Source organism: Enterococcus dongliensis (assembly GCF_031927985.1).
Lineage (GTDB): Bacteria > Bacillota > Bacilli > Lactobacillales > Enterococcaceae > Enterococcus_A > Enterococcus_A dongliensis.
The window spans coordinates 21,430-38,986 of sequence record NZ_JARPZC010000001.1; the positions used below are offsets into that span (position 1 = coordinate 21,430).

14 protein-coding genes are annotated in these 17,557 nt (G+C 37.8%); 2 read left to right on the forward strand and 12 right to left on the reverse strand.

Annotation, left to right across the window (positions count from 1 at the left end; translation table 11 throughout):
- Positions 1–29: 29 nt before the first annotated feature.
- The 8 genes from P7D84_RS00115 to groES all read right to left on the reverse strand — a co-directional run bounded on the left by P7D84_RS00115 (position 30) and on the right by groES (position 11,074).
- A complete protein-coding gene (locus P7D84_RS00115; RefSeq protein WP_311804619.1) occupies positions 30–809 on the reverse strand; it encodes a tRNA 2-thiocytidine biosynthesis TtcA family protein in 780 nt (259 codons plus the stop codon).
- A gap of 17 nt (positions 810–826) precedes the next feature.
- Positions 827–2,626 carry an LTA synthase family protein gene (locus tag P7D84_RS00120; RefSeq protein WP_311804620.1) on the reverse strand — a complete coding sequence of 600 codons (1,800 nt, stop codon included), beginning with the start codon at positions 2,624–2,626 and terminating at the stop codon, positions 827–829.
- A gap of 137 nt (positions 2,627–2,763) precedes the next feature.
- Entirely contained in the window at positions 2,764–3,588 is an 825-nt protein-coding gene (gene nadE, locus P7D84_RS00125; RefSeq protein ID WP_311804621.1) for an NAD(+) synthase, read from the reverse strand.
- A 16-nt stretch (positions 3,589–3,604) separates the two neighbouring features.
- Entirely contained in the window at positions 3,605–5,077 is a 1,473-nt protein-coding gene (locus P7D84_RS00130; RefSeq protein WP_137603014.1) for a nicotinate phosphoribosyltransferase, read from the reverse strand.
- Between the two features lie 223 nt (positions 5,078–5,300).
- Positions 5,301–5,657, reverse strand: coding sequence for a DUF1827 family protein (locus tag P7D84_RS00135; RefSeq protein ID WP_311801196.1), 357 nt, complete (start codon positions 5,655–5,657; stop codon positions 5,301–5,303).
- A gap of 156 nt (positions 5,658–5,813) precedes the next feature.
- Positions 5,814–8,729, reverse strand: a complete 2,916-nt coding sequence (locus P7D84_RS00140) for an FAD-dependent oxidoreductase (RefSeq protein WP_311804622.1) — start codon at positions 8,727–8,729, stop codon at positions 5,814–5,816.
- 408 nt (positions 8,730–9,137) lie between these two features.
- Entirely contained in the window at positions 9,138–10,766 is a 1,629-nt protein-coding gene (gene groL, locus P7D84_RS00145) for a chaperonin GroEL (protein WP_137603012.1), read from the reverse strand.
- 23 nt (positions 10,767–10,789) lie between these two features.
- Positions 10,790–11,074, reverse strand: a complete 285-nt coding sequence (groES, locus tag P7D84_RS00150; protein ID WP_137603011.1) for a co-chaperone GroES — start codon at positions 11,072–11,074, stop codon at positions 10,790–10,792.
- 196 nt (positions 11,075–11,270) lie between these two features.
- Here groES and P7D84_RS00155 point away from each other — a divergent pair, with 196 nt between their 5' ends.
- Both P7D84_RS00155 and P7D84_RS00160 read left to right on the forward strand, forming a co-directional pair.
- On the forward strand, positions 11,271–11,912 hold the full coding sequence (locus P7D84_RS00155; RefSeq protein ID WP_311804623.1) for a CPBP family intramembrane glutamic endopeptidase: 642 nt from the start codon (positions 11,271–11,273) through the stop codon (positions 11,910–11,912).
- 121 nt (positions 11,913–12,033) lie between these two features.
- Positions 12,034–12,654: an NAD(P)-dependent oxidoreductase gene (locus tag P7D84_RS00160; protein ID WP_311804624.1), complete on the forward strand. Its 621-nt coding sequence runs from the start codon at positions 12,034–12,036 to the stop codon at positions 12,652–12,654.
- Between the two features lie 69 nt (positions 12,655–12,723).
- Here the strand turns inward: P7D84_RS00160 and P7D84_RS00165 are convergent, their stop codons facing one another.
- The 4 genes from P7D84_RS00165 to walK are packed head-to-tail and all read right to left on the reverse strand — an operon-like array spanning position 12,724 to position 17,555.
- Positions 12,724–13,533, reverse strand: coding sequence for an MBL fold metallo-hydrolase (locus P7D84_RS00165; RefSeq protein ID WP_311804625.1), 810 nt, complete (start codon positions 13,531–13,533; stop codon positions 12,724–12,726).
- 48 nt (positions 13,534–13,581) lie between these two features.
- Positions 13,582–14,418 carry a two-component system regulatory protein YycI gene (locus P7D84_RS00170; protein ID WP_137603007.1) on the reverse strand — a complete coding sequence of 279 codons (837 nt, stop codon included), beginning with the start codon at positions 14,416–14,418 and terminating at the stop codon, positions 13,582–13,584.
- The gene (locus P7D84_RS00175; RefSeq protein WP_311804626.1) at positions 14,419–15,729 is read right to left on the reverse strand and encodes a YycH family regulatory protein; all 1,311 of its coding nucleotides are present in this window, start codon (positions 15,727–15,729) and stop codon (positions 14,419–14,421) included. It lies immediately after the preceding gene.
- Positions 15,726–17,555 carry a cell wall metabolism sensor histidine kinase WalK gene (gene walK, locus P7D84_RS00180; RefSeq protein WP_137603005.1) on the reverse strand — a complete coding sequence of 610 codons (1,830 nt, stop codon included), beginning with the start codon at positions 17,553–17,555 and terminating at the stop codon, positions 15,726–15,728. The genes P7D84_RS00175 and walK overlap by 4 nt, the downstream gene beginning before the upstream one ends.
- Positions 17,556–17,557: the final 2 nt, after the last annotated feature.

The following is a 17,557-nucleotide window of genomic DNA, read 5'->3' on the forward strand; positions in this document are numbered from 1 at the left end:
TAGCATGAGAAAAGACTGGAATACAATCACTACTTACCGATTAATGAATTGTAAGAGTTTCCACTAGAGACTTTTGTCCAAAAATCTTCTGTTGTGCCTTGTTCCATTCCCATTATAAACTTTTCTCGGATGTCTGGGTAGTTTTTAGCAATGCGGGTCACTAAGTTTTTGATCTCTTCGCGTTTTGTTTTTTTATCCACAGGACAAGGATTAAAGACAACCGGTAACTCTTCCCGTTTCACCAGCCAGATAATTTGTTGTTCTTCCAAATAAATCATTGGTCGAATCAATGTCACCTTTGTTTTGGATAAATAACTCTTAGGAGCAAAACTGTTCAACTTACCATGAAACAAAAAATTCATAAAATACGTTTCAATTGCGTCATCAACATGATGCCCTAATGCGACTTTTTGACAGCCTAATTCACTTGCACGATTGTACAAAATCCCTCGCCGCAGCTTTGCACATAATGAACACGGCGATTTTTCTTTGCGAATATCAAAAACAACTTTTGCAATAGTTGTTGGAACGATTTCAAGTTTATAGCCTAAACTTTCCACAAACTGTTGCATAGGAGTAGTGTCACAATCCGGAAATCCCATATCCAATGAAATTGGTACAATTTCAAAATCAAATCCTAATCGGCGTTGTCGTCGAATCTGATCCAATAAATACAGTAACGTAGTACTATCTTTTCCACCACTCATTCCGATAGCTACTTTGTCACCTGGTTCAATCATTTGATGAGCCAAAATTGCTCGACGAAGTGGGTTATAGTAAGTTTGATTGTCCTTCTTTTTTACTACCAATCTACTTGCTCCTTTCATTATTCAAAAAAGTTTTCCTGCAAACTATATTGCTCGCCTGTTGTAATATCATACTGAATCATTTGATAGTTTTGATAGATTTCTTCCTGCGCTTTATTCACTGGTGCTTCTTTGAACCATTTTCCACTTTGATAATACATTTCTTTTTCAAAAGCCGGCCATTCTTTTTGTAACGCAAGTAATAAATTTTGAAATCCCGTCAGCGGTAAGTTGCCTTGATGGAATAAATCTGCTGCAAAATAAAAAGGACTTGTTGTTACTTGCTGCTGAGCCAATTCATGACGATTATCATACATTAAAAATTCAGTCTCATGCAATAAAGGCCCTTGATTGGCAGCTTGGATCGTATCAGAATAGATTCCCGGCAAATGATCCCCCCAGAAAACGACCAATGTTCGTTTAGGCAATTGATCCAATTTTTTCAAAAAATTATTCAAAGCCTCACTGCTGTAGGCAATATCTTGCAAATAATTTTTCACTGCCAGCGAAGAATCTCCTTTAGCTGTATAAGACACGTCTGAGTATTTATTTTCATAAGGCATGTGTGTCTGCATCGTCACTAAATGTAAAAATTGCGGCTGTTTATTCTTCAATTGATCAAAAACTTCTCTGTAGGCTGCTTCATCAGAAATATATGGATTGTTCTCAAGTTTCTTCTTATGTTTCATCGTTTGTTCATCTAAAAAATGATCAAAGCCAAATGTCCGATAAACATCCTTTCTTTTATACATCGAAGTATTATATGGATGGATTGCCGTTGTTTCATATCCACGTTTTTTCAATGTTTCTACTAGCGAAGGAAACGAAGAGAACTCTGGAACTAGCATCGTGTACGGCGTCGTCATTTGAGCATTGAAAAGTTCCATTGAAAAACCGGTCAACGCCTCAAATTCGATATTGGCTGTGCCTCCACCATAGTTTTGCGACAACATTTGTCCGCTGTATGTTTTATCAGCTACGGAGCGATAGGCTTGTAATGGATCGCCACCTAAAATCTCCAGTCCATTCAAACGACTAGGATCAGAAAAACTTTCACTCATGATATAAATAATATTGGGTTTTTCAATTGTTTTCTTTGAGGACACTTGGTATTTCTTCACTATTTTTTTGACAGTCTCTTCAGAATACCCTTTTGGTTTTTCCATCGCTTCGACAGGCAAGTTGTATAAAAAACCGCCGATAAAGCCGGTATTATAATAGTTCATTTTTTGACTATAAGGAATCCACAAAGCGGTTTTATCATAAGCCTTACGCAATAAGTTGTTTTGTTGATTGAAGCTCCCAATATAAACAAGTAAACTGCTGGTTAGCACAAAACAAGCTATTCGAAGCCATTGTTGTTTTTTTTCTAAATTCACACTTTGCTTCCAACTAAAAATAAGCAGAAAAATTGCTGCTGCCAAAAGCAATAAAAATAGGAGAAAAATAGGCAGACCTACCATATCACGGATCATGCCAAATTCGGTGATCATTTTTAGGTCATCGGGATAAATTGGCTCCATGCGATAATTCATTTTTAAAAAATTAGCACTGCCAATCCCAAGCACTACTAACAAATATGCCAGTACCCCGATTCTCAATGATCCTAATAGACTACTAAGCCAGCCAAAAAAGACAAGCAAGACGAAGCAACCTAAGAAAAATTTTTGTGTATGCCATGAAAAGGCAAATTTAACTGCTAAATCAAAAGAAAAATCATTTTGCATCAGTTGAAAAAAGAGATTTGAAACGATGATCAATCCTAATACGCCGATAAACTTTAGCACTTGGCGCCAAGGGAATTTGTAAAATTTTTGCATAACTGTCTCCCATCTGTGAACTCTTAAATATTTTAGCGAGAAAACAGCTGAAAGTAAAAAATGCCAAAATCGCTCAAGTATTGACTGATTGAGACTTACGCAAAAAAAGTTGTGACAGCTGACTGCCACAACTTTTTTTATTTCCAAAAATCATCAAAAATCGTAATTGGCAGATGACGCTTATGCTGGGTCTTATGCCACCAAGTTTCGATCATTGCTTGTGCTTTTTCACTAATCTGCTTGCCTTCTAAATAATCATCAATGTCGTCATATGTCACACCTAAAGCGACTTCATCGGCAATTAACGGCTTACCGTCTTCTAAATCTGCTGTTGGGATTTTTAAATACAGTGCTTCTTCTGCTCCTAATTCTTTTAGTAACAGTTTTCCTTGCCGTTTATTCAAACGAAACAATGGAACAATATCCGCACCACCATCACCAAATTTAGTAAAAAAGCCGGTGATATTCTCAGCCGCATGATCCGTTCCAATAACTGCCCCGTGATTATCCCCTGCAATGCCGTATTGTGTAATCATTCGTTGGCGAGCTTTGATGTTGCCTTTATTGAAATCACTGATCATAACACCGGCTGCTTCTAGTGCAGAAACTTGCGCATCTACTGCACCTTTGATATTCACACTCAAACTACTATCTGGTCGGATGAAGGTCAATGCTCGTTTGGCATCTGCTTCATCTGCCTGTGCACCATAAGGCAGGCGCACTGCAATGAATTTATAATCCAGATCTCCTGTCTCTTGCCGCATTTCTTCCATTGTAAGTTGTGCTAGCCGACCAGCCAATGTAGAATCTTGTCCCCCGCTGATTCCTAAGACAAATGTTTTCAAAAAAGGATATTTCTTAAGATAGTCCTTTAAAAAAGTGATACTCTTACGGATTTCTTCTTGCGGATTGATTGTTGGTTTTGTTCCTAATTGTTTGATGATCTCTTCTTGCAACGTCATTAACAAATCTACTCCTTTAATCGTCTTGCTCTGTTTTCATCACGGATTTGCGCACTTGATCCATAATATTATTTTTATGGGTCCAGCATTCTGTAGAAAGATCGACCGGATATTTTTGTGGATTAAGTCCTCGTTTGTATTCTTCCCATAATGAATCTAATCGGTCTTTAGCAAATTGCTTGATTGTTTCTAAATCCGGCAATTCATAGATTCGTTCCCCTTTCACAAAAATATCTTGTAAAATCGGGCGTGCTTCAAAATTTTTCACGGTTTTGTTGATGTATGGATAGACTGGATGGAACATGAAGATTTCTTTTTCTTTACGCGGATCTTCACTCCATAAGGTCACATAGTCTCCTTCTGATTTGCCATCTGAGTTTCGTGTAATACGCCAGACTTGTTTTTTGCCAGGAGTCGTAACTTTTTCTGCGTTACTCGAAAGTTTGATCGTATCGACCATTTCTCCTTGTTCATTTTCGATTGAAACCAATTTAAAGACTGCACCAAGCGCTGGTTGATCATACGCCGTAATCAATTTTGTCCCAACACCCCAAACATCAATCTTTGCGTGTTGCATCTTCAAGTTTTGAATCGTACTCTCATCTAAATCATTTGACGCATAGATTTTCGCTTCCGGAAAACCCGCTTCATCTAATTGCTGACGCACTCGTTTAGAAATATAGGCCATGTCACCGCTGTCAATCCGTACACCTAAGAAATTGATCTTATCACCCATTTCTTTAGCTACTTTGATTGCATTTGGTACACCAGATTTAATCGTGTCATACGTATCCACTAAAAAGACACAATCACGGTGCGTTTGAGCATAAGCCTTAAACCCATCATAGTCATTGCCATACGATTGGATCAATGAATGAGCGTGTGTTCCGCTATCTGGGATACCAAAAATTTTCCCTGCACGTACATTACTTGTCGCATCTGCGCCTCCAATATAAGCGGCTCGTGTTCCCCATAAAGCAGCATCCATTTCTTGTGCGCGCCGTGTTCCAAATTCTAATAACGGATCATTTCCGATTACTGATTTGATACGGGAAGCTTTTGTTGCAATCAATGTTTGGAAATTTACAATATTCAAAAGTGCTGTTTCGACCAATTGACATTGTAACAATGGCCCTTCCACCTGAATAATCGGCTCGTTATTAAAGACCAATTCACCTTCCACCGCTGAACGAACGGTACAAGTAAATTTGAAATCTCGTAAATAATCAATAAAATCTGATGGGTACTTTTCGACTTCTGTTAAATAAGCCAAATCACTTTCACTAAAAGTCAACTCTTCCAAATAATTTACAAGTCGTTCCAGACCAGCAAAGATGACATAGCCATTATCAAAAGGCATATTACGGAAATAACACTCAAACACAGCCTGAAGGTCTGCTCGACCAGTCTCCCAATAAGTTTTCATCATATTGATTTGATAAAGGTCCGTATGAAGTGTCAAACTGTCATCTTTGTACAACTTTTTCATAGTCATGCTCCTCATTTGTTTTTAGTAATTAAAACTATTTTATTCATTATATCATAACGGCTTTAAGTGAGTAGTTTTAGCTGACTAACAGCTGTGAGAAATTTTTATCATAAAAAATTAACTGTCTTGCAAAAAGAGCTGTAACGGGTATCCGTTACAGCTCTTGAAAAGAATCAGCTTCTTTACTTGTATTTAGCGATGAATCCTCTCATACGACATCTTTTTATTTGGGAAGTCTGTATTCTACAGCAATGATATCTTTATAGGATTCTTTCGGACGCAATCCAGCTTCTAAAATTTGTTTTTTATAGCCGACATTTACAAGCACATCTTTTCGCTCAACCTTTAGTAAACGATGGATAATCGTGTCTACTTCTTGATGGCTGATTTTTCGTTGGCGATTTAACAATAACAAGTCAATCGTGTCAAAACGATCAACATAAATAATTTTTGTACGATCATAAGCGTAGAGTTTAAGTAACTTCACAGCTTGACGCTTATCAAAAAAGTATCTCGTTAAATTAGGATATAACGTCTCTAAGTTAACATTACTATTTAAAGGGGTCTCAATTAATTTCATTCACATTCTCCTATCTTTCTATATTTTAATCTACATGAATAATTTATTTTCATTACATTGATTATTTTACCATAATAAACAGTTATTTTTTTCTATGAATAGAATAATTTTATAAAAAATGAAAAAAATCCTGAGACAGATGCCTCAGGATTCTTTTTATTGCATTACATACTCAACCTGAATTATTTTTTGAACACTTTCCGCCGCCAACTTACCAGAAGTTAGTGCCCAAGCATTGTTCGCACCAGATGGTGAGTCACTTCCCATTACACCACCAACTAATTCCCCAGCTGCATACAATCCGTCAATCACACGATTATCCCGATTCAAGACTTGTAATTTATGATTAGCAACTAATCCTCCCATTGTTGTTGCAAATCGAGGTTTTTGTTCAATCAAATAATATGGACCTTCTCCAATTCTTTCTTGTAAAAATTCTAACTGACGATCAAAATCTTCATCCTTTTGTTTTTCAACCCAGCCATTATAACGGGCAACAGTATCTACTAAACTTTCGTAAGGCATTCCTGCTTTTTCTGCTAACTCTTGCAGTGTAGCTCCACGAAAAACTTGCGGTGCCTCATTTTCATTATCAATCCAACGAGTTAGATCTTCACGCGTGATGCCACCTTCTTCTACTGCTTCAGTAAATATCTCAAAATGCTCGGCATCCATTAATAAGTATAACATTTGAGGAGTTTGTTGCAGAAGTACTTCCAGTATTTCCTTATTACTTGCTCGTTCATTGATTACTCGATTTCCTGAAGAATTTACTAATAATCCGTTACGTTTTAATACTGCAAGATTTCCACCAATTGTTGATTTTGCGTAGCCTTGCGAAACTTCTACACCGTTTGGATAAATTTTTCCATATTCCATCAAACGTGTAGCTGCATTCAATTCTGGTGTTGTCGCCATCAAGATCCCATCACCAGTGGAAGATTTTGTTCCATAAAATAGAATATTATTCAGTTTCTGACTTAATAAATTAGGATTATTCCCATAACCGCCTGTCGTCAATATCACTGCCGATGCATGAATATTATGCCGTTTACCAGTGTCTTCAACCGCTGTTAATCCAATAACTTTCCCCTCTCCATTAGTCAATAAACTTTCTGCTTTCGTTTGTAAATAAATTGTTACATCACTTTTTTCTAAGGCTTTTCTAGCACTTGCAGCAAATCCATGTCCTCCATCTTTGTAAGCTAGTTCACGTTTTTTACGATACTCTGCTAACGTGTGTAATCCATTTTTCATATCGTATTCAACACCCATATACTCATGAACCCAGTCGGTCGTTTCACCAATATTTTCTGCTAACGTCTGTAATAATTCTGGTACATTCAATCCACTACCGTTAGCTAAGAAGTCTTCCATCATACATTCTACTGTATCATCAATAACCCCTGCTTCTGCCTGTAATTTCGACCCCATAACGACTTGATTTCCTCCGCTGATAGAAATCGCACCACCAACAAAACTTAATTTTTCTACTAAAATCGTTTTCAAACCCATCTGATTAGCACGTAATGCCGCCGCTATACCCGCGGCTCCCGAACCAACGATCACAACATCTGCTGATTCTTCAATGATTTCTTGAGACCATTGAACAGACGGTTTTGGTCGTGCTCTTAATACTTCTGAACTAGCGCCGGCTAACTCTACTGCTTCTGCCACGCCATCAATCAATCCCTGACTAGATGTTGAAGCTCCTGAAATTACATCTACATTTAATGTCTGACCTTCGATGATTTGTTGCGGTAAACGAATAAATACTTGATCTGATAAACCTTCAGATTCATTACTTTGATCTGCTTCGATTTTTTCGATTCTATCTTCGGAAAATGTCACGTTCATTTTAAGTTCACTGTTGTGTCCCTTTGCATCTATCGTATAAGTTCCAGGTTTAAAGGTCAGTTTTACTTTTTGTAATTCTTTTAATCGTTCATGTTTACGTTTTTCTTCTTCTGGATCAATGACCATATAAGCCATAAAATCCCATAATGGAGTCGGAATCAGAAGTTTACGTTGGGCATTAACATGGGCATAGTCGATTACTTCTTTATTTTCTTTAATCAAATTTACCCAATTAGGTTCGATCAAAAATCCTTTACCAATTGCTAACAAATCATAACCTAGTTTCAATGCCTCTTCCGCATCGGTACGCTGTAAAATTGAGCCCACGCCCATAATTGGAATTTGCGCCAATATCGGAGAACGTTGTGCTAAATATTTTGTAATCAATGGTTCTGAATCACTTGAATCTACAATCGATGGTCTTGTATAAGCACCCATTGAAAAATGGAAATAATCTGGCTGTAATTCAGCAAGCGCATTCAATAAATACATTGTATCTTCAAAATGAATTCCAGGTTCTTCCAACTCTTCAGGAGAAAAACGATAACCAATGATGAAATTTTCAGCATTTTGTTCTTTGACTACTCGCTGAACTTCTCTCATTACTTCTAATGGAAACTTTGCCCGTTTTTCCCGACTGCCGCCCCATTGATCTTCTCTTCGATTAGAGTGTGGGGAAAAAAATTGTTGTAAAAGAAATGTATTAGCTCCATGAATTTCTACTCCATCGAAACCGGCTTTAATTGCGCGACGAGTTGCATCACCAAACATCGTAATCATTTCTAAAATTTGTTTTTCTGTCATCTCACGTGGAACTGGTGCATTGGGCCGTAATGCCGCAATTGGACTTGCTGAAATAGGTGTTACTCCACCATTGATTTCGGGCCAAGCCATTCGACCCGCATGATAGATCTGCATGATAGCTTTCGATCCTTTTACTTTGATTGCTTTTGCTAATTCAGATAAACCTGTAATTTTTTTATCCGTATCAACTCCTAAAGCACCTGGGAATCCGCGACCTTTGTCTTCAATGAAACAACTTTCAACAATAACTGCTGCTGCATCACCTGAACGAAACGCATAATAGTCAATAATTTGTTGTGTAATCTCTCCATCATAAAAGGCTGATTGAGTTGTCATCGGTGACATGAACAGACGATTTTTAAAACTAGCTCCTGATGATAATGGAATTTCATCAAATAAAGTTCGTAACATATAGTTCTCCTTTCAGAATAAACGCTTAGTTTCTTAATTTCTTTTGATATGTAATAACTTTCACATGCATACTTAAAAATAAACTAAAAACAAATGCATCAGTGGTTTTATGCATAACAGCAGTATCTCATTTAAATTAAATCATCTCCTTGATAATTTATGAACAAGGAATATTGCTTTCTTCTTACGTTTATTGTAAGAAATTAAATCAATAAATTCCAATAGTTTATTTTCATAAAATCAATAAATATATTTTATGCATTATTGGTTTTTCGCTAAATTATTACTTAATAATTAAATAAAAAATAGACGAGGACATTTATGTCCTCGTCTAATAAATACGATGAATAATAATCTTTATCAAAAGTGAGAAAATTACTCCATACTAATTTTTTAATTGATGGTCGTTTACATCATACCGCCCATCATCGATGGGTCCATTGCTGGAGCTGCAGCTGCACCACTTTCAGCTGGTTTATCAGCAACAACTGCTTCAGTTGTTAACAATAAAGCTGAAACAGAGGCAGCATTTTGTAAAGCTGAACGAGTTACTTTAGTTGGGTCAACGATTCCGGCATCGATCATATTCACGTATTCGCCAGTTGCTGCATTAAAACCAGTACCACGATCAGCATGTTTTAATTTATCGATCACAACAGAACCTTCAAAACCAGCATTTTCAGCGATTTGGCGAACGGGTTCTTCTAATGCACGGACAACAATTTTAATACCAGTCGCTACATCGCCTTCTGCATCTAATTCAGAGACTTTTTTAATAACGTTAACTAATGCTGTCCCACCACCAGAAACGATTCCTTCTTCAACTGCTGCACGTGTGGAGTTCAAGGCATCTTCAATACGTAATTTCAATTCTTTTAATTCTGTTTCTGTTGCCGCACCAACTTTAACTACTGCGACTCCACCAGCAAGTTTTGCTAGGCGTTCTTGTAATTTTTCACGATCAAAATCAGAAGTTGTTTCGCCGATTTGACGTTTGATCATTTCAACACGATCAGTCAAAGCTGCCTTGTCACCGGCTCCTTCAACGATTGTTGTGTTATCTTTATCAACAACTACTTTACCAGCAGTACCTAAGTTTTCGATTGTTGCTTCTTTCAAATCTAAACCTAGATCTTCTGTGATTACTGTTGCACCAGTTAAAATTGCAATATCTTCAAGCATTGCTTTGCGGCGATCACCAAAACCAGGTGCTTTAACAGCTACTACGTTGAATGTTCCGCGAATTTTGTTCAATACTAATGTAGGTAATGCTTCACCATCAACATCGTCTGCAATAATCAATAATGAACGAGATTGTTGTAACACTTGTTCTAGTAGCGGCAAGATGTCTTGGATGTTAGAGATTTTCTTATCTGTGATCAAAATGTATGGATTTTCTAAAGCTGCTTCCATTTTATCGTTATCTGTGACCATGTATTGAGATAAATAACCACGGTCAAATTGCATTCCTTCAACCACATCTAATTCTGTGTCGATCCCTTTTGATTCTTCAATTGTGATCACACCATCGTTGCCGACTTTTTCCATTGCTTCAGCAATCAGTTCACCAACTTCTTCACTGCCAGAAGAGACAGCAGCTACTTGAGCAATCGCATCTTTGGAATCAACAACTTTAGAGATGCTGTGTAATTCTTCTACTGCTGTTTTTGTCGCTAATTCGATCCCACGGCGGATTCCCATTGGGTTTGCGCCAGCAGTCACGTTTTTCAATCCTTCACGAACGATTGATTGCGTCAAAACTGTCGCAGTCGTTGTACCGTCACCAGCGATGTCATTTGTTTTTGAAGCTACTTCAGAAACAAGTTTTGCACCCATATTTTCAAAATGGTCTTCCAATTCGATATCTTTTGCAATCGTTACACCATCATTTGTGATCAATGGCGAACCGTAAGATTTTTCTAAAACAACATTCCGTCCTTTTGGCCCTAATGTTACTTTTACTGTATCAGCTAATTTGTCTACGCCGCGAAGCATTGCTGCACGTGCATCTTCAGAAAATTTAATATCTTTTGCCATGATTCTTTCACCTCATTAATTTTTTATTCGACAATTGCCATAATATCTTTTGCAGCGATAATCAAGTATTCGCTGCCGTCATATTTTACTTCTGTACCTGAGTATTTTTCAAACATTACCATATCACCAACAGCTACTGGCATTGGACTTTTTTGACCATTTTCCAGTACATTCCCTTCACCAACAGCTACAACTTTAGCGGTTTGTGGTTTTTCTTTAGCCGCAGAAGCTAAGACTAGGCCTCCAACTGTTTTTTCTTCTTCTTCAGTGACTTCAAGAACGACACGATCACCTAATGGTTTTAACACGATAAATCCCTCCAACTAGTAATGAATTTTCAAATCGTTAGCACTCTACAGATAAGAGTGCTAACTCACATTTCTTATGATACCATTTCTGTTCCTTTTTGCAAGTCCTTCGTTTGTATTTTTGAATTTTCTCCTGCTAAGGGATGAAAGATATTATGATATACTTAAAATAGTACATATTTAGAAAGGAAAACGAATGACTAAAAAAAAATATAGTTTTATTACAATTTTTACTTATGGGCTCGTTTTATTTTCACCTGTCATCTTTCAACGCGTCTTTCAAGTATCTTCTGCTCAAATTATTCAATTGACGACATTTGCGTATTTTTTCGGTGCTTTTTTAATGATTTTCTATCGCTTTAAGTCACAGCTATTCAACTTAGAAACACGCCAGAAAAATCTATTGATCGCATTTTTGATTGGAATTATTGGAATACCTGTCTCCCTATTAGTACAAATGGCTATTTTACAAGTCGAACAACGTTTTTTAGGCCAAACGGTTTCTTCACAAAATACGCAAACTATCGTCCAATTGATTAAAGAGAATATGATTTTTATTTTAGCTACTACGATCGCTGGGCCAATCATGGAAGAATTTGTCTTCCGACGGGCTATTTTTGGTTCATTAGAAGGCAAATTAGGTTTTTTCATTCCCACACTTTTAAGTTCAGTATTGTTCGCTCTTGCTCATAACGATGGGCATTACCTATTGTATGCTGGTCTAGGATTTTTATTTTGCGGGATGTATCATTACAGTGGGCGTATTTGGACTTCTATGATCACCCATGTAGGAATGAATCTGCTAGTCGTTTTAACCCAATTAGCCTTGCAAAGATAATAAAAAATCCAATACTAATCCTTTGCCTTTTTAAAAGAAACTCCTTAGACTAAGTGTACTCAGCAGTCTGAGAAACGACATCATTTAACAAAACTAAGTAACAATCAAAGGAGGTTCTTTTATGAAACTAGCAATTATCGGCGCTACTGGACACGCCGGCTCATTGATTTTAAAAGAGGCATTGACACGTGATCTAACCGTCACCGCTATCGTGCGTCACCCAGAAAAATTAACAGTAAAAGTACCAGTCATAGCCAAAGAATTATTTGATCTCACAAAAGAAGAGTTGGCTTCTTTTGATGCAGTAATTGATGCCTTTCGCCCACCGGTGGGACAAGAAGAGCTGCACCAAACCTCTTTGAAACATCTCAGCACGCTTTTACAAGGAACTGACACTCGTTTGATCGTTGTAGGTGGAGCATCTTCTCTATTTGTCGATGAAAGTCACCGCATGATCGATGTCTCTGATCCAAAAGCAGATTATTACCCGACCGCTTATAATATGTACCAAGCATTTTTAGCCTTAAAAACTGAACAGAACGTGCATTGGACATATCTAAGTCCAGCCGCAGATTTTATTCCTGCTGGCACTCGTACGGGTCATTATCAAATCAGTGACGATCATTTACAAAAAAATGCTGCGGGAAAAAGCGAGATCAGCATGGCAGATTATGCTATCGCCATCATTGATGAAGTAATTGAGCCGCATCATTTAAATCAACATTTTAGTGTATACAATTGATTTTTAAATAAAAGGACTGTGACCTTTTTAGGCCACAGTCCTTTTATCATTAATAAATTATTTATCTTTTTAGATCGCAAACAATTCAGTCGCACTATCTGGATCTGTATCAAAGATTTGAAACTGATGGTTCACACCAAGGTCATAGCGTGTCAATGTCTCTTCCATCGTCATATGTGCCAATTCTTTCATATTGTTCTCTCTACTTAAATGTCCCAAATAAATACGTTTTGTTCGATCTCCTAAAATATCCGTCATAACTAATGCACCGTCATCATTAGACAAATGTCCTCGATCGCCTAAGATCCGCTGCTTCAAACTCCACGGATAGGCGCCCATTCGCAACATCTCTAAATCATGGTTGCTCTCAACTAAATAAGCATCTGCATCCCGGATCACGCCTCTAACATGTTCACTCGCATAACCTGTATCTGTCAGCGTCACAAAAGAATGACCATCTTTGTAAAAACGATAAAACTGCGGTGCTGCCGCATCGTGAGAAACGCCAAAGCTTTCAATATCTAAATCACCAAAAGTCAGTACTTTACCCATTTCAAAAATATATTGCTGTGCTACATCAACTTTTCCAATTAAAGGAGCCATCGCTTCCCAAGTTTTTTCGTTGGCATAGATTGGTAATTTGTATTTTCTTGCAAGCACGCCTACACCATGGATATGATCCCGATGTTCATGCGTGACTAAAATCGCATCTAGATCCTCAGGTTTTCGATCGACCTCTGCTAATAGCGAAGTGATTTTTTTTCCACTCAATCCAGCATCGACTAAAATTCTTTTTTGCGGACTTTCTAAGTACAAGGAATTTCCTGTACTTCCGCTAGCTAAAATGCTGACATTGAAGGCATTATTCATTTCTAACATGAGCACTTGGTCCTCTCTTTTAAAACTGTTCTCAGTATACAACCCTTTTTAGGGATTTTCCACCTTCGGAACTAAATTATTCGTGATCACTTGGTTGTTTAAAGCATTGACTTTTTCAATTTGCGTCGTCTTATCAGAAGTCTTTAACTTAACAAACCACACAGGGACATAAACATTTTTTTCACGCACTTCAAGGGTTTTGAAATACCCAAGATAAATATTAGTAATCGTTGACTTGCTAGGGATATTATTATTGATGTACAAAGTATTCAAAATTTCTTTTTCTGAATAGAGTGCCATTTTTTCTCGGAGTGGTTCAATTTCTTTTACACGTGTCTGCGTGTATTTCGTCACTTGGTCACCGTCTCCTATATCTAGCGTTATTCGCGAGGTCTCATCGATAAATGGAATACCTTCATAACTCTGTGCACCAACAATTTTCCCCAATTCCTCATCTTTTTTAGAAACATCTGGCAAGTAAGTATATTCTTGTCCTGCCATAATGATTTCTTTATCGTTCATCAGACGATTGAAACTATTGGTGGCCTTTTTTAAATCAAATGTCACCTGACTACTTGGATAACTGGTCAACACTCGATCTGAGATGTTTGAATTTTGAGCAATCGTTTGATTTCCCGCTTCATTTAGCAATGAATCAAAATTGTCTTGTTCCGCACTTAGATAATACCCTTCTCGATGCTCTTCAGAGACATCATCTTTGATGGTGATTTCATCATTTTCCAAACGACGTAAAATATCTTCTCGTTGGTTTGAATTTGTGACAAGACTCTGCTCATGCTGATTACTCCAGTAAATACTGAAAAGAAAAATATTCAATCCCATAAAAACGAAAAGGAAAATCCACTCGATTTTTCTAAAATCCAATTAATTCGCCCCCGTTTCTAGGTTCCCTTGCATCAGCTGATCTGCCGGATACCAAACATTCTCATATTTGACGAACCATTCTGGAGTCAATGCAACTAATTTATTTACGCCATCGATGTCTTGCCAAATGTAACCGATGATATAATTTTGAACCTTAGAAAGATCAATACCTACGGCTGCTAGATTGTTTTCAACTTCCAATGTACTAGGCAGCTCAACTTCTTCATCTGACGGTATCGGTACTTGAACCGTGTCCATACTGGTCTCAATTTCAACTTGTGGTGATGTTGTGTTTGAAGCGGGTTCGATCTTGACACTCATCTTGCCTTTGGATGAATGGCTAAAAACTGGATAACCTTCGACAAAAATTCGATAATTGATTTGTCCGTCATGGTGATCAAAGTAACGTAAATTTCCAACTGCTGTTCCCAAACGACTAACATAATTAAAGCTTTGACTGTAAGAACTTTCTTTTGTTAGGTCCGTTGGCAATTCGCCAGTAAAAGTAACAAGACGTTTTTGCTCATCCATCATAAGCTCTTCATGGCCGCTGACAAAAGAACGTGTCCCGCTAGCTTCTTCCCCTTTTGCTTGTTCTGGATTCTGGAAGAATGCGTTGCGGAAAAGCGAATACGACTGTGTCGTCAAAATATAGCTATATTTTTTTAAACGAACTCGATCTTTGGTACGTAATACGCGTGGCGCTCCCGGATCATCATCGGACATTGCTAAATAGCGTCCTTGATTTTTTTGAAAAACCGTAGTCAGACTGGCAAAATCAGCCGAAATCGTCGCTTCATATACTAGGCCTTTACTGTAATTCAAAAAACGCAGCTTTTTCTTAGAGAAATCAACTTGAATCTGAGAAAAATCAATTTTTTCTGCTTCTTTTAACGAACTCAAACTGACTGGCATATCAAAGACCTTTACATACTCAGCCAGTGAAAAACTGCCCTCATAATTTAATTCGACACCATTATCTAAATGATAATATTTTTTAATCTCTGCTTCGTTTTGTGCAACTTCATGAAGTTGACCATACGTTCCTTCAGTTAGACGCGCTTGCGTCGTTGCCAATAAATTCTCACTGCTCGTTTGAAAAATTCCTTCTGCTGCATGCCAAACACCTCGGATTGGTAAAAAAGCATCTGTAGCTTTTGTATAATTTTGATCATTTTTCACCGCTTGCTTGCTCGTATTCACATCGGCTGTTTTAGAAGTAGGACTTAGCCAGATAGCGTAAGTCAAAACGAGGCTGAGCAGGATCAACGCAACAAGCGCGACGCGAATGATTTTCTCTGATAGTTTCATTCCCAAATATCCTCCTCGTAAGGTTCATAAGGTAAAGAAATATAAAAAGTGGATCCCTTGCCTTCGACACTTTCTACCCAGATTTGTCCTTGATGAGCTTTCATGACTTCTTTAGAAATCGCTAGTCCGAGTCCTGTCCCACCTTGTTGACGCGCTCGTGCTTTGTCTACTCGATAAAAACGTTCAAAAACTTTTTCCAAATCTTTTTTAGGAATCCCCAGTCCTTCATCAGAAATGCTCAAGACTACATTATTATGGGTCTCCATTAAGTGAACCTCGATCTTGCCGCCATCGGGGGAGTATTTGATGGCATTATTCATAATATTATCGATCACTTGCATAATCTTATCTGTATCAATCTCGACCCATAGATCACGTTCTGTAAATTCACGGACGATACGGTAATTCTTTTCTTGATTATTTACCATCATATCAAAGCGATCCAATGCATAATCAACGAGTTCATTAAAATTCACCAATTCGAGATCTAATTGTTGCGCTCCTGAGTCCATGCGGGAAAGATTCAACAGGTCATTGATCATGCGGATCATCCGATCAGTCTCTCCTAAAGTTACATGGATAAACTGCGGAGCAACATTTTCATCTTTCCAGACGCCTTCTTCCAATGCTTCTAAATAACTGCGAACGCTTGTTAATGGTGTCCGTAGTTCATGAGAAACATTTGAGACAAACTGTCGCCGCTCTTCTGCTGTTTTTTCTTGTTCGGTAACATCATGCAATACGACCACTAACCCGCTGATAAAACCAGATTCACGACGAATCATTGCAAAATCTGACCGTAAAGTCATACGATCTTCCTCTAACTCAGATTTTGAACGATCAATCAAGATTTCATCTGGCGTTTCGAGCAATTTCCGTAACGTATACTCTTCTTCCAAATCAAGCAAAGTTAAAATTGATTGACCGATTGCTTGTTCGCTAGTGGTATCTAATAACGACAACGCCATCTCGTTAATGGTTATAACTTTTCCACGACGATCGGTCGCAATAACCCCGTCTGTCATATGGGTCAAGACACTGTCCAAACGATTACGTTCAGCTTCCATCGTATCTTGGGCATCTTCAATCCGATCGGATAATTTATTAAACGTCTCAGCCAATTGACTCAATTCATCATGACCTTGGACATCTACTTTTTCTGAATAATCGCCTTGAGCGATCCGAACAGCTTGTTTTTGCATTTCTTTAATCGGCTTTGTGATTGATCGTGCCACCAGTAATGAGACTACGATTGAAATCAACCCTGCTATCAAAGAAGCCGTAAAGAAAATCAGCGCCGTGTTGCTGATTTCAGTATATTTTTGTTCGATGTCGCTTTTAACATAAAGAGCCCCGATCACAGCCGAATCGCCGGTCGGGGATTGAATAGGTTGGACATTGATGCACACTCGTTTATTATTATCATCCAGTGTCACATATTGTTTGATTGAAAAATCATCGATATCGCTGTATTCATTTTTCTTTCCAACGATAGAATCCTTTTGTCCCACATCATTAGTAGCTATCACAATTCCTTTATCATCTACTACCCACATCTCAGTAATGTCTGCAGCAGTGTTATTCTCAAGGATGCGTTGCAATTGCACGCCTTCATTCTCGCTATCTTCTGCCATCGCAGTTCCTAATGTCGTACTCAACAGTGACACTCGCTGATTCATATCTTTGGTGAAATTATCGATGGTTGATTTTTCAAGTCCACGAATAAAATAAGCACCGATGATCTCAATCGAAATCAGTAAGATCAAGATAAATGAAAAAGCAATCTTAAAATTGACTGATCGGTAAAAACGGACTTTCTTTTCCATAC

What these genes read in the sequence shown, in the direction of transcription:
- P7D84_RS00120 (WP_311804620.1), bottom strand. Translation starts at nt 2,626, where the DNA reads ATGCAAAAATTTTACAAATTCCCTTGGCGCCAAGTGCTAAAGTTTATC.
- nadE (WP_311804621.1), bottom strand. Translation starts at nt 3,588, where the DNA reads ATGACGTTGCAAGAAGAGATCATCAAACAATTAGGAACAAAACCAACA.
- P7D84_RS00130 (WP_137603014.1), bottom strand. Translation starts at nt 5,077, where the DNA reads ATGAAAAAGTTGTACAAAGATGACAGTTTGACACTTCATACGGACCTT.
- P7D84_RS00135 (WP_311801196.1), bottom strand. Translation starts at nt 5,657, where the DNA reads ATGAAATTAATTGAGACCCCTTTAAATAGTAATGTTAACTTAGAGACG.
- P7D84_RS00140 (WP_311804622.1), bottom strand. Translation starts at nt 8,729, where the DNA reads ATGTTACGAACTTTATTTGATGAAATTCCATTATCATCAGGAGCTAGT.
- groL (WP_137603012.1), bottom strand. Translation starts at nt 10,766, where the DNA reads ATGGCAAAAGATATTAAATTTTCTGAAGATGCACGTGCAGCAATGCTT.
- P7D84_RS00155 (WP_311804623.1), top strand. Translation starts at nt 11,271, where the DNA reads ATGACTAAAAAAAAATATAGTTTTATTACAATTTTTACTTATGGGCTC.
- P7D84_RS00160 (WP_311804624.1), top strand. Translation starts at nt 12,034, where the DNA reads ATGAAACTAGCAATTATCGGCGCTACTGGACACGCCGGCTCATTGATT.
- P7D84_RS00165 (WP_311804625.1), bottom strand. Translation starts at nt 13,533, where the DNA reads ATGTTAGAAATGAATAATGCCTTCAATGTCAGCATTTTAGCTAGCGGA.
- P7D84_RS00175 (WP_311804626.1), bottom strand. Translation starts at nt 15,729, where the DNA reads ATGAAACTATCAGAGAAAATCATTCGCGTCGCGCTTGTTGCGTTGATC.
- walK (WP_137603005.1), bottom strand. Translation starts at nt 17,555, where the DNA reads ATGGAAAAGAAAGTCCGTTTTTACCGATCAGTCAATTTTAAGATTGCT.